The sequence below is a fragment of the Trinickia sp. LjRoot230 genome, assembly GCF_964253315.1.
Classification (GTDB): Bacteria; Pseudomonadota; Gammaproteobacteria; order Burkholderiales; family Burkholderiaceae; genus Trinickia.
Window position 1 is genome coordinate 1,424,168 of sequence record NZ_CAXUQX020000002.1, and the last position, 12,074, is coordinate 1,436,241.

10 protein-coding genes and 1 pseudogene are annotated in these 12,074 nt (G+C 59.1%); 3 read left to right on the forward strand and 8 right to left on the reverse strand.

Annotated features, from left to right (window positions below; translation table 11 throughout):
• The first annotated feature begins 489 nt into the window (after positions 1-489).
• A complete protein-coding gene (locus tag ACSQ20_RS25400) occupies positions 490-3,339 on the forward strand; it encodes an FAD/NAD(P)-binding protein (protein WP_436025370.1) in 2,850 nt (949 codons plus the stop codon).
• Positions 3,340-3,354: 15 nt separating this feature from the next.
• Here the strand turns inward: ACSQ20_RS25400 and ACSQ20_RS25405 are convergent, their stop codons facing one another.
• Genes ACSQ20_RS25405 through ACSQ20_RS25415 form a run of 3 tightly spaced genes read right to left on the reverse strand, consistent with a single transcriptional unit; the run spans position 3,355 to position 4,656 of the window.
• Complete coding sequence (locus ACSQ20_RS25405; RefSeq protein WP_436025371.1) at positions 3,355-3,774, reverse strand: DUF1801 domain-containing protein; 420 nt, start codon at positions 3,772-3,774, stop codon at positions 3,355-3,357.
• A gap of 16 nt (positions 3,775-3,790) precedes the next feature.
• Complete coding sequence (locus ACSQ20_RS25410; RefSeq protein ID WP_436025373.1) at positions 3,791-4,318, reverse strand: SRPBCC family protein; 528 nt, start codon at positions 4,316-4,318, stop codon at positions 3,791-3,793.
• Complete coding sequence (locus ACSQ20_RS25415; protein WP_436025375.1) at positions 4,315-4,656, reverse strand: ArsR/SmtB family transcription factor; 342 nt, start codon at positions 4,654-4,656, stop codon at positions 4,315-4,317. The genes ACSQ20_RS25410 and ACSQ20_RS25415 overlap by 4 nt, the downstream gene beginning before the upstream one ends.
• Positions 4,657-4,837: 181 nt before the next feature.
• Here ACSQ20_RS25415 and ACSQ20_RS25420 point away from each other — a divergent pair, with 181 nt between their 5' ends.
• Positions 4,838-6,064, forward strand: coding sequence for a PLP-dependent aminotransferase family protein (locus tag ACSQ20_RS25420; RefSeq protein WP_436025377.1), 1,227 nt, complete (start codon positions 4,838-4,840; stop codon positions 6,062-6,064).
• Here ACSQ20_RS25420 and ACSQ20_RS25425 read toward each other — a convergent pair.
• Positions 6,013-6,978 carry a DnaJ C-terminal domain-containing protein gene (locus tag ACSQ20_RS25425; RefSeq protein WP_436025379.1) on the reverse strand — a complete coding sequence of 322 codons (966 nt, stop codon included), beginning with the start codon at positions 6,976-6,978 and terminating at the stop codon, positions 6,013-6,015. The genes ACSQ20_RS25420 and ACSQ20_RS25425 overlap by 52 nt on opposite strands.
• A gap of 166 nt (positions 6,979-7,144) precedes the next feature.
• Here ACSQ20_RS25425 and ACSQ20_RS25430 point away from each other — a divergent pair.
• A pseudogene (locus ACSQ20_RS25430) lies at positions 7,145-8,028 on the forward strand (PDDEXK nuclease domain-containing protein).
• 123 nt (positions 8,029-8,151) lie between these two features.
• On the opposite strand, the gene ACSQ20_RS25435 reads toward ACSQ20_RS25430, so the two are convergent.
• The 4 genes from ACSQ20_RS25435 to ACSQ20_RS25450 form a co-directional block, all read right to left on the reverse strand.
• Complete coding sequence (locus tag ACSQ20_RS25435) at positions 8,152-9,075, reverse strand: LysR substrate-binding domain-containing protein (RefSeq protein ID WP_436025381.1); 924 nt, start codon at positions 9,073-9,075, stop codon at positions 8,152-8,154.
• Between the two features lie 80 nt (positions 9,076-9,155).
• Positions 9,156-9,770 (reverse strand): DUF1989 domain-containing protein, encoded by a 615-nt coding sequence (locus ACSQ20_RS25440; protein ID WP_436025383.1) that lies wholly within the window; start codon positions 9,768-9,770, stop codon positions 9,156-9,158.
• 29 nt (positions 9,771-9,799) lie between these two features.
• The gene (locus tag ACSQ20_RS25445; RefSeq protein ID WP_436025385.1) at positions 9,800-11,140 is read right to left on the reverse strand and encodes an amidase family protein; all 1,341 of its coding nucleotides are present in this window, start codon (positions 11,138-11,140) and stop codon (positions 9,800-9,802) included.
• A 24-nt stretch (positions 11,141-11,164) separates the two neighbouring features.
• Positions 11,165-11,830, reverse strand: coding sequence for an FMN-dependent NADH-azoreductase (locus ACSQ20_RS25450; protein ID WP_436025387.1), 666 nt, complete (start codon positions 11,828-11,830; stop codon positions 11,165-11,167).
• Between the last annotated feature and the right edge of the window lie 244 nt (positions 11,831-12,074).

The window sequence follows — 12,074 nt, forward strand, 5'->3', positions numbered from 1 at the left end:
TCATCGGATGAATAGCGCATAGCGGTCGGTAAACCCTGGCGGGCGAAGGATTGGGACGATGGATCTGCGATTGCTCAATTACGAAAACGAGCACTTGACGCATGCGATTGACGCAGAGGTGGGGCGATGAAAGGGCGCGGCGTCAGCGAGCTGATCTTGAACGGCAAATACACCTCGCTCGATCTGTCGTCGCTAGCGTAAAACCAATTTATGCCTGTTCAATATATTCGCCCGATTTGATTGGGATTTTTTGCGAAAACATCTTCGCTTCGACGTAGCGGGCTTCGTGGTTGCTCGAAACCGAATCCGATAATGCTCGACAATCTCGGGCGATTCACTTACGAGCTGCATCGTAAGGACTCCTACGCAACCCATCTCTCCGTTCATCGACGTCGCAGCGCGAAGCGGGCGTTGCTATTGAATCATCCACCTATGACGGGAATTTCTGGAGCCGGAGGTCATGCACGTCCAGCCGAGGTACAAGCGGAGATGGACCGGTTGCAACCGGGCACGGCAGCGCGGTTCTCGAGCCGTTCGTCGTCGTCCGGCGAATCGGGCCAGGCCATCTTCGATGCCTTTCCGCGCAAGCCCCGATCGGCCAATCGGATCGAGATTCCGTTCACCGTGACCGCGGAAGCACCATCAGTCGAGGCGGGCAGGTCGGCGTTGTTTCGATCAGCCGCGTCCATCGCACCGCCATTGCGCATCGAGTACGCTCAACCGAAACGAAAGCCGATCTACCACGTGGCGATCATCGGTGGCGGTCCGCGCGGGCTTGGCGTGCTCGAACGTATTCAGGCGATGCTGTCCGACGAGGGTCTCTCCGAGCTTGGTTTGGATGTGCGGGTCAACGTGCACATGATCGAGCCGCAAGAACCTGGAGCGGGCCTATACAGGCCGGACCAAGAAGCGCATCGCGTGCTCAGGACGCCGGCCGGCGCCGTAACGCTGTGGGGCGGGCCGGACGAACAAGGAATGATTGGACCGACGCTCAAGGAATGGGCGAACGCTTCCGGATATCGCTTTGTCGATGGCCAGTTCGTGCGCGGCGCGCGTACAGGACGTGCAGTGCGCGATGACGATTATCTTCCGCGCGCCCTATTGGGCAGGTATCTGAACGATGGGTACCGCGAACTCGAGCAGCGTCTCGACGAAAACCCGAAATTGCGCTTGATTCATCACAAGCTCGAGGCGATCGATGTAAAGCGGCATCGCGACGATCGAATCAAGATCGTATTGGCTGGGGGCTTCCCACTGATTGTCGATCACGCGGTATTGGCGGTCGGCGCCGCAAAGCCCAAGCTCCCTCCCGAAGAGAATTTGTTGCTGGAACGTGTGCAGCGGGTTCGGCAGCGCAACCCGTTGCTTGAATTCATCTCGGCTCCGCATCCGCTCGACAGTCTTCGTTCGATCTCGCACGAGGCGACGGTCGCCCTGCGGGGCATGGGCCTCACGTCTCGCGACGTGCTCGCCGAGTTGACCATAGGGCGTGGCGGCCGTTTCGATCGTGGCGAAAACGGTGCGTTGCATTACATAGCGAGCGGTGCAGAACCACGTATTGTCATGTTCTCGCGCGGTGGGGTTCCGCTCGATGCGCGCGCAGTCCTTCGCAACGATTCGAGCGAACCGTTCGAGCCAAAGTTTTTTACGCGTGCTGCCATCGATGCCCTGCGCGCTGAGAAGGAAATCCGCACCGGAAGTACACAACTCGATTTCGAGGCCGACGCATTACCACTTTTGGAAAAAGAGATCTGTTACGCGTTTCACTGCAGCAAGAACGGCGCATCGGCTGTCGATCCATCGCATTACGATCCCGAAGTCGCTGATTTGACGGAGGTCCGGGCACAACTTTTCTCACCGCCCAGTGCGGAGTACGCCGATTATGCAACCTATGGCGAAACCGTCACGCAGCACCTGCGCGACGATCTATCTCGCGCAAAAAAAGGCAGTGCCGAGCAGCCGATCAAAGCGGCCGCTGAGGTATGGCGCGAGGTTCGCGATGTCGTGCGTTATTGCGTGGATTTCGGCGGCTTGACGCCCGATAGTCATCGAGGCTTTTTCGAACTGGCAGCCCGCATGAATCGCGCGAGCGGGGCAGTGCCGCATAGACGCAACGAGGAGCTGCTTGCGCTGATCGAGGCTGGCATCGTCTCTTTCGGACCGGGGCCAGGTAGCCATGCGACGCTCGATGAGGACGCCGCGCGTTTTGTCCTGCGTTCGACCGCGTTGAACGATCCGCACTCGATGCAGGCCGATGTGCTGATTCACGCACAAATCGGTGCCTTTCCGTCGCTCCATGAAAACGGCTCGCTGTTCGCCAATATGTTTGAAAGCGGTTTGGTCCGCCCATACCGCAATGGCGATTTTTTGCCGGGCGGCGTCGACATCGACTTTCGTCGGCAGGTGATAGACAGCGCTGGCAAGCCCGTGTCCAATCTCCATGTGTCCGGTATGGCGGCCGAAGGTGCAAACTTTTTTACGTTTGTCTTGCCGGGCTCAGGCTCGGCTATTCGTCCGAAGGTGGATGCAACGCAAATCGTTTCGAACGTCAAACGTCAGCTCGCGCGACGGTTCGCCCGGCCGGTCGATTCGAGCATCGATGTCCCGCCAAGCCTGATCAGCCCGCACGCCGCATGGCACCCCGCTTCGAGCCGCGACGAGCGGATGCCGATTTACGTGCCCACCGACCCGTCGCCCGTTTCACTATGGACCCGCCCCGGAGCGACCTTAACTTTTGTCGCCGGCGCGCCCGCTCCCGCGGAGTTGAACGGTATTCCGATGGAACATGCAGATGCGCCATCCGATGCGCAGGGCTGGCTTGCCGATTCGGCTGCAGACCTGGCCACCGATGCCCCTTATCCACTGCACTTTGCGAAAGACAAAACACGTAGGGCGGGCGTTGTCATCATAGAGGACGAGGCTGAACCGCGAATATGGCTGGTCGTGCCGACAAACCAGTACTGGGGGCGCATTACGTTGCCGCAAGGCGGAGCGGACGAAGGCGAGTTATTGCCCATCACCGGCCGGCGCGAGATATATGAAGAGCTTGGCTTGCTCGTCCGTCTGGAAGAAGTGGTGGGCGATTTTGGCGACGAGTACGATCCGACGATGCCTGAATTCAGGGCCGCACCCAGCAATAATGTTCGATACTGGCGCGGCAAGCGCTACGCTGGGTCCGTACAGGATATGGGGCCGGAAACGCAGGCTGTGGTTCTCGCAACGTTTGAGGAGGCGCTGCGTCTCCTCGAACGCCCTCGCGACCGAGCCATTGTCAGAGCGGCTTGGCGGCAATGGGCTAGGCGTCAGCACCAAATCATGAAGAAGACGCTGAGCGCATAGCCACCATGCGCCGAATCAAGCGTTGGATGACTTTGCTTGACGCGGTTTTGGTTTCGCCTTCGTTTTTGCTCCGGACATATTAAGGGCGATCGCGGCACGGATGAGCGCCTTGAATGCGTCCGCGTCGATTTGCTCGCCCTCGTGGATGTCGATTGCACGTCTGGCGTTTCCATCGAGGCTCGAATTGAAGAGCTTCGTTGGGTCTTGCAGCGAGGCGCCCTTGAGGAAGGTCAACTTCACGGTCGACTTGTAGGATTCGCCCGTGCAGATGATTCCATCGTGCGACCACACGGGCGTGCCCATCCACTTCCATTCTTCGACGACCTCCGGGTCTGCTTCTTTGATAAGCTGGCGCATCTTGTTTAACGTCTGCCCGCGCCAGTCGCCGAGCGTGGCGATTTTTTCGTCGATTAGCTCAGAGGCCGACTTTTCCATCTGTCCTCCTGATTGTTCAGATGCCGAATTGCGCAGCGTACTCGGTGTTCAAACGCGGCCAGCCGAATTGCATTGCTTCGGCGCCAACGATGCGCCCGATCGGTTCATCGGCAACGAGCCGATCCAGCACGTCGAGACAGATGTGCCAGCCGGCTGCGCCCATCGCGATGAAGCCGCGATCGATGTTGTGCCATAACGTGAGACGCGTGCCGGCGGCGAGCGGCTCGAGCGTCCATCGCATGTCGTTCTCGCCCCACCGGTACTCGAGTACACTCGGTGCGTCGGCGCGCGTCACGCTTGTTTCCGATATCTGCGGCGTCGGCGTGCCGACCGTCGAAAGCGTCACCGGACCTACTGACGCGAGGTTGCGGTCGGCATCGAACGGTGCCCATTCGCGCAAACTGGCCGGGTCGGTCAGCGCTTGCCAGACCTTTTCCGGCGAATGGCGTAACTCGCGCACGAGCACGAGTGTCCATTTGTCTCCATCCTTTCTGACTTCGGCGCCTGCGGCGGCGCCCGGCATGTAGTCGTCACGGTTGCTCATCGTTTCTTACCCTTTACGTTGCGATGCGGTTGAGAATCCACCCGATCGAGGTGGCGTTCGAGCGCGTCCAGATGGATCGACCAGAAGCGACGAAATGGAGCAAGCCAAGCGTCGATCTCCATTAAGGGTTCCGGTTTGATCCGATATAGACGCCGTTGCGCATCAATGCGCGATTCCACGAATCCTGCGTCTCGCAGCACCCGTAAGTGCTTCGAAACCGATGGCTGCGATAGGTTGAGCTTTTGCTCGATATCCCCCACGGAGCGTTCGGAGGAAGCCAGCAAGCTCAGAATGGCGCGGCGGCTCGGCTCGGCGATGACGGTGAATATAGATTCCATAGCGGCAATATACGCATTGAGGAATATACGTGTCAAGTTATATGTTAAGGCATGCGGCTGCCGGTTGATGAGGTGGGCGCATCACGTCGTGCCTCGATATCGTTTGATCGAGCGGCATTGATCGACCAGAATTGCCGGATCGAACCTACGCTGCGATGCGGTTGTTTAACGAGGAACGTTCATGTACGCATTCGCCGCCCCGTTTCAGCATCCCGCCGGCTCGCCGATCCGCGAATTGTTCAAGTATCTGGGCGAGCCCGGCATGATTTCGTTTGCGGGCGGCTATCCCGCCAGTGATCTTTTCGATGTCACCGGCCTCGAAGCTGCAACGACGCGGGCGTATCAAACCCCCGCGCGCTGTCTGCAATACGGACCAACCGATGGCCTGCCTGAGCTCAAGCGGGAATTGATCGCGCTAATGAGCCGGCGCGGCGCGCGGTGTACGTCCGACGAACTGCTTGTTACCACTGGCTCGCAACAAGGTCTCGATTTGCTGTTGCGCGTGTTGGTGAGCCCGGGGGAGGTCGTGCTGACCGAGCAGCCTGCCTATCCCGCCACGTTGCAGGCGTTGCGGCTCGGCCAGGCAGAGGTGATGACGATTCCTGTCGACAGCGAAGGGTTGGACGTGAAAAAGCTGGCTGCGCTTCTCGAATCCGGCGCAGTGCGTCAGCCAAAACTGCTCTACACGGTGCCGACATTCGCGAATCCGTCAGGTGCAACGCTCTCGCTTGCTCGACGCATTGCGTTGCTTGAGTTGGCCGTTCGATTCGGACTCCTAATCATCGAGGACGACCCATACAGCGACCTGCGCTTCGCAGGCGATGTAGTGCCCTCGATGCTCGCGCTGAGCGACGAAGTGCCCGGCTCGCGCGATTGGATCGTGCACTTTGCGAGCTTATCGAAGATCGCGGCGCCTGGATTGCGGGTTGGTTGGATGATTGCCCCGCCCGAGGTGGCACGCCGTTGCATCATTGCAAAGCAGACGGTTGATCTATGCAGTAGCCCTTGGACGCAGGCGATTGCGGCGGAGTATCTGGCTGACGGTGCGCTGGAACGGCATCTGCCGCGCATTACCGGAATATACGGCAGCAAATGCGATGCGCTATGCGATGCGTTACATGCGGAATTCGGCGACGCGATCGCATTTCACCGTCCGCAAGGCGGCATGTTCGTGTGGGCGCGCATGGGTGCGCTCAGTTCGTCGACGCTGCTTGCGCATGCCATCGACAATAAGGTCGTCTTCGTGCCGGGAAAGGCGTTCTTTGCGGATAACGTGGATGATGCAACGCTACGGCTCTCGTTCGCCGCGCCTTCTCCCGATGCGATTCGAGACGGCGTACGGCGATTGAAGCATGCTTATGAGCGCGCGTTGCGTGCCCGGCGCGCAGCACCCGCGAAAAGCTCGTGAAAGCGCAACCGTTCTTCATCGGTCAGATGCGTTGCCGCTTTCGGCATGACGAGCACAATGCGTAGCCGCAGTTCGCCCCGGTTCCCGGATGCATCGGCAAGGCCATGACGGGGCAGGCGAATGATGCTGCCCGGTTGAGCGTTGGCGGCAATGGCGATGTGCAGGTCGCGGCCCAGTAGTACGTTTGCATCGACGGCGCCGCCTAACGTTGCCGTGACGAAGTCGACTTCGAGTTCGCCGGCTAAATGAAGGCCATCGCGCTGGAAGCCGGGGCCGCAGATGACGACGACCGTGAAGGTGGCGTCGCCCGCTCCGCCGCCGTGCAGGCCTGCGAAACCACCGCCCGGTACGACGATCCGTTGCCCGTCCCACGCGCCGCAGGGCACGCTCACGGGCTCCGACCTTAGTTGCGGTTCAAACCCTTTGCCTTGACACTTCGTGCACCAGTGCGTCGTTTTGAGGCGTGCTTGCCCTGCGGTGCCGCCACAGTGACGGCAGGTTTCGCTGACTTGATAGCTTGCCAATACTTGGCCCCCGTTGATCGCGATATCGAGCGGCACATGCAACTGGGTGTGCCGGTTCGCGCCACGTATCGGCAGCGGGGCAGCGGTTGATCGGTAGTTGTTCGACCAGGGGCCGGGGCTGGGTTGCGATGTCGCGCGGCGTGACTCTTGTGCGGGCGTGCGAGTCGGCTGCGTGTCGGACTGGCGGGGGGATGCGGGTGCTTCGCGTTGGCCGGTGAGAATCTCGAACGCTTCCTGAACTCGCTTGAAAACGGGCTCGACAGCCGATTCATCGCCCTTATTGCGATCGGGATGGTATTTCGCTCTCAGGCGCCTGTACGCACGCTTGATCTCGGTCTGCGACGCAGTGCTCGGCAAGTCCAATCGTTCGTAGTACTGATCAAGGCTCACGCGCGTTACCCAACGTTCTTCCGCAAAGGCGCCAGTTTATCGCTTTCGGTTCCGCGGCCAATCGGGACAAATCCGCGTGGTGGCTGGGCGGGGTTTGCCGGTCTGCTTTTGTGGAAAATTCGATGCTATCGTTCGCGGCTATTCGAGCGGGAGTTAGTCATGGCAAATGTTTTGGTGCGTAACGTGGACAAAAGCGTTGTCCGGAGCCTTCATGAGCGAGCGGCTGCGCGCCGCCGCTGCCGTGAATGCCGAGTTGACGCTGCTGTACTGGCAGGTCGGTCGCGTCATTCGCCACGAGGTGCTACGGGGCGACAGAGCCGGGTATGGCCAAACGGTCATGCTGTCCCTCGCGCGACAATTGACGGCTGAATATGGGCGCGGCTGGAGTGAGCAGCAGTTGCGGCATTGTGTGCGTGCTGCGGAGGTATTTTCTGATGATGCAATTCTCTCCGCAGTGCGGAGAGAATTGAGTTGGACGCACTTGAAGACGCTGATTTACATCGACGATCCGCTCAAGCGAGACTTCTATCTTGAGCTATGTCGGCTCGAGCGTTGGTCATCTCGGTAGTTACAAGAGCGCATCGGATCGATGCTTTTTGAGCGCAGTGCGATTTCACGGAAGCCGGCCGACGCTATAGAGCGGGACTTGGCACAATTGCGGCGCGAACAGCGAGTATCAGCCGGCGTGCTGCTTAAGGACCCATATGTCTTAGACTTCCTCGGGCTCAATGACCACTATCTGGAACGAGACCTCGAAGACGCCATCTTGCGGGAGATGGAGCAATTCCTACTTGAGCTCGGCGCTGGCTTTACGTTCGTTGCCCGACAGAAACGAATACAAATCGATCACGACGACTTCTACATCGACCTGTTGTTCTATAACCGAAAGCTTAAGCAGGGAAGAAACAGGAGCAGATCGAACTGCTCGAACTCGATAAGAGCGGCATCCATGTGGCGGAATATCTGACGGTGCTCCCTCCCCGCGAAACCCTGGAAGCAAAGCTTCATCAATCAATTCGGGCTGCACGCGCCCGACTTCGGAAGGCGTGAGTTTTCGTTGCGTGGCAGTGCCTGATACGCGAGAGATGACGCCGAAATCGCCTTGAGCGTTGCCGTCGCCGACACTGCTCGTCGGTTGCCGCGTTGCCACAGGAGCGCAGCGATCGATGTCAATCAACTCGAACGCACGTCTGGACCGCGGTCGCGAAACAACAGCGCCTCTTCACGAAGCCACTTCGTAAAAAGCCGCAGACCTTCTTTCGGACGCAGCGAGGCTATCTCCACGAGGCGATACGAAAAACCGGGCAGACTCGGGCCTTCTATCTTGCGAAGACGTCCGCTGCGTAGTTCTTCGTCTATCAGCACATTGCTGCACATCAGTGGCCCGAGACCGCATTCGGCTGCGTGCAGCGCGAGCATTTCCTCGCTATACCAGGAGATGCGAAAGTCGACCGTTTGATCGTGCTCGACAAGCGCGAGCCAGGCAGCCCAGTCCGGCGCGTTCAGCGCCCGGTTTCCCCACTTGTAGGCGAGCAACGGATGTTTGCGAAAATCCTCGATCGTCGGGATACGATCGGCAGGACAAATGCCGCGATCGGCAACTGCGATATAACAGTCCTCCAGAATCACGGCATCCTGTTGATTCGTGTCGACAGGGCCATACCGGATAGCGAGATCGATATCTTCGGCGCGCAGGTCGACCGCTTTTTCTGAGCCGTGAATATGCACGGTGATGTCGGGGTGGATCGCATTGAATTTCGATAGCCGCGGCATCAGCCAGCGTTCCGCAAACGCACGTGAGGTGGAGATTCGGATTGATTTTTCGTTTGCAGCCGCATTGACGACCTCAAACGCCTGAGCGATCTGATCGAAGCCATCTCTGAGAATCGGATAGATTGTTTTTCCCACCTGCGTGAGCGTGACCGCACCGCCCGTTCTGTCGAACAGCTTGCGGCCGATGCGTGCCTCGAGTTGGCGAATCTGATGGCTGACCGCTGTAATTGTCACTGACAGCTCAGCCGCGGCTGCAGTAAAACTTTGATGTCTGGCTGCAGCCTCGAATGCGCGGATCGAATTGAGCGGTGGCAACTTACGCATGGCGAAACACCTTGATCCGAAGTCGATCGGTTGCAAGAAACGGATTTTACCGAATAAAGCAGTGGCCCCGCAAAGCGCGTTCAGCTTATCGAATAGTGGGCGTCGGTCGGCGTCATGCCATTGACTGCCGTTACATCTTGCGGGCAAGCCGACATCACAATGATCAGATCCATATCCGCACGCAGCGTGACGTATTGGCCGGCCTGACTGACCGGCGGCGCGAATTCGAGCCGGCCCTTCTCGTGCACGGGAACGTTCATGAATAGATTGAGCGGACAAGGCGTTTCTTTCGACTTCAGACCGAGACGCCCAAGCGCGTCAGCAAGGTTGTCGGTGCAATTGTCATGATGACCAGCGACCCCAAGTTGTTGATAACGATGCTTGTCGCAGGCCGCAATCAGCGTGTCGTGCACGCCCGGCGTCGTGTCTTCGACAAGCGTCAAGATGGCTCGACGATAGTTCGTAAGCAGCGTGTCGCCTACTGTCGGCACGAGCTTCAACATCGAAGCCCGGCTGTGCTCCATTGACATCGATTCGCCGAGGTCCTTTTGATTGAACGCCCATGTATCGACCACCTGATGCCCGTGCGTATTGATGACCTTGATCGTCATGCCTTGAGCAAGCTTGACCGCTACGCCGCTGCGCGCGGGAATACGGATGCGCTCGCCGTCAGGGCGAGGGGATGTCGTGTTCATCAGATGTTCTCCCGTTCTCGATGGAAATTTCATTGAAGCGGCCGAGTCAGCAGCGCTGATTCGACCGCGAGGCAAGTGCGCAACAGTCGATCGTCCTGCCCTTGCGGGACGGAAAAGAGCACCGACGTAGGCAGATGCTGTCGATTGACGCCGGACGGCATCGCGACACCTGGCATATCGAGGAGACTGCCTGGCATCGTAAGCGAAAGCGTTTCCAGATTGGTTGTCGCAAACAGGACATCATCGGCCTCGAGCGCGGCAAGCGGCGGTGCGACGTGCTTGACCGTCGGCGTGACGAGTACCGCGTCGCCAAGTTCGTGCGCCAGGCGCAGCATCAATTCCGCACGCAGCGTACGGATGCGCTCTCGCGCGTGCTGATCGATGCCTTTAGCGGCTAGCAGTCTGTTTCGAACACGGTGATCGATTTGATCGCCGCGCTGGCCTTCGACGGTTTCACGAAGCGCGGACCACGCCTCGATTGCACCGAGCCAACCATGCGTCGCAATGATCTGGCGCGTGCGCGCGAGTGCGTCGACGGGGCGCTCTTCCACGCGTGCGCCGCATCGACGCAACAGCGTCAGCACACTACGTAAATTTCGCGCAACGTCGAACTGAAGCGATGGATCAGCGAGCACCGACGAATCGACGACAAACCGAACGTGCGCAAGCGGCGCGGCGTACACATCGAGATTCACGCACCCGCGCATCGCGCGATCGATGAGCACACAGTCTTCGACGGTACGTGCGATCGGCCCGAGACTATCAAGCGTGACGGCGAGCGGGTGCACGCCGCTCATGTCGTAGCGGCTGGTCGATGCCCGAAAGCCGACCAGTCCATTGAACGCCGCCGGTATGCGGATTGACCCAGCGGTATCGGTGCCGATTGCCGCTGTCACGAGGCCGCGTTGCACGGCGATTGCCGAGCCCGACGACGAACCGCCGGGCGCACGCGGCGCCGCTGCATGAAAGGTGGCGGTGGGCGTGCCGAAGTGCGGATTGAGCCCGAGCCCCGAGAATGCGAATTCGCTCAGGTTCGTCTTGCCAACCGGGATCATGCCCATTGCCCGCATGGCGGTGATCACGGCGGCGTCCGTCGGTGCGGGCGGTGAATCGATTCGTGTGAGCGATCCAGTCGTCGTTGTGTTTCCCGCTACGTCGATCATGTCCTTCACCGCGAACGGAATGCCATCGAGCCTGCTAAGGGGTGCGCCGCATCGGCGTCGATTTGCGGATTGAATGGCGTCGTCGTGCGCCCGCTCGATGAAAGAGATGAAGACGCCGTGCGCCGCGTGCGATCTTGCAATCGCTGCGCCGACCAACTCGACCGCATCGATGCTGCCGTCGTGCAGCGTCGCCGCGGTTGCGCTCATCGTCATATCAGCGTGCATGGACGTTCAAGCTAAAACGGGCTGCTTGCAAGCGCTCGCTAATTGGCGGGCCAGCACCGGCACCGCAGCGAACGCGTCGGCCACCGATGCTTGATGTCGCGCGTCGTTGAATTCCTGATAGCTGATGCTGATCGTATGACTTTCTTCGATGCCCAGATAGTGAGCGCAGGTCAGGATATGGGTTTCCAAGTGGTTCATCTTTTCGCGCACGCCGCCGGGTCCGAAGCCGAACTCGCCGTGCGAGCTCAGAATGACGAGCTTTTTGCCACGCATGATCGGCTCCAGCGGGAAGTCCCCGCGTGCCAGATCGAAAGTGAATGTCTTGCCGATGCGAATGACCTTGTCGAACCACGATTTGAGCGCTGCCGGCATGCCATAGTTGTACATCGGTGTGCCGATCACGATCAGATCGGCGCGGTCGACCTCGTCGATCAATTCGTCAGACAGACGTAATGCTTCGCGTTGCTCCGGCGTGACGCTTTCTTGCGGCGTGAAGACGGCGGCGATCCATTCTTCGGTGATGATCGGCGGCGGATTGGCTCCGACGTCACGTGCAATGATCTCGGCCGTGGGCTCGAGTTGGGTCCATGCATCGATGAAGGCGCCGGATAGTTTGCGGCTGAGCGATCGATCATTACGTGCGCTAGCATTGATGTGAAGAAGGGTAGTCATGGCGTGTGCATTCCTTTGCTTGCTCGGACAAAAAAGAACGGAACGCCAATTTAGCCATGATGCGTTCACTAGTGCGATTGATGATTTTTTTCTTGCGCATTGAGAAAAACTCAACAGTCCATAGCCGCGTGGCGGATAACGAATTTTTCTCAACAGCGGTTGAGAATTCGTCGATTTCGCCATTTATTTGTCTCCGCTTAAATCGGTAATCAGCGAATTGAATTCGCCATCCAGGAGGAGACAG

Coding starts and splice junctions, on each gene's coding strand:
- ACSQ20_RS25400 (WP_436025370.1), top strand. CDS start 490: ATGGACCGGTTGCAACCGGGCACGGCAGCGCGGTTCTCGAGCCGTTCG.
- ACSQ20_RS25405 (WP_436025371.1), bottom strand. CDS start 3,774: ATGGAAAAGTCGGCCTCTGAGCTAATCGACGAAAAAATCGCCACGCTC.
- ACSQ20_RS25410 (WP_436025373.1), bottom strand. CDS start 4,318: ATGAGCAACCGTGACGACTACATGCCGGGCGCCGCCGCAGGCGCCGAA.
- ACSQ20_RS25415 (WP_436025375.1), bottom strand. CDS start 4,656: ATGGAATCTATATTCACCGTCATCGCCGAGCCGAGCCGCCGCGCCATT.
- ACSQ20_RS25420 (WP_436025377.1), top strand. CDS start 4,838: ATGTACGCATTCGCCGCCCCGTTTCAGCATCCCGCCGGCTCGCCGATC.
- ACSQ20_RS25435 (WP_436025381.1), bottom strand. CDS start 9,075: ATGCGTAAGTTGCCACCGCTCAATTCGATCCGCGCATTCGAGGCTGCA.
- ACSQ20_RS25440 (WP_436025383.1), bottom strand. CDS start 9,770: ATGAACACGACATCCCCTCGCCCTGACGGCGAGCGCATCCGTATTCCC.
- ACSQ20_RS25445 (WP_436025385.1), bottom strand. CDS start 11,140: ATGAGCGCAACCGCGGCGACGCTGCACGACGGCAGCATCGATGCGGTC.
- ACSQ20_RS25450 (WP_436025387.1), bottom strand. CDS start 11,830: ATGACTACCCTTCTTCACATCAATGCTAGCGCACGTAATGATCGATCG.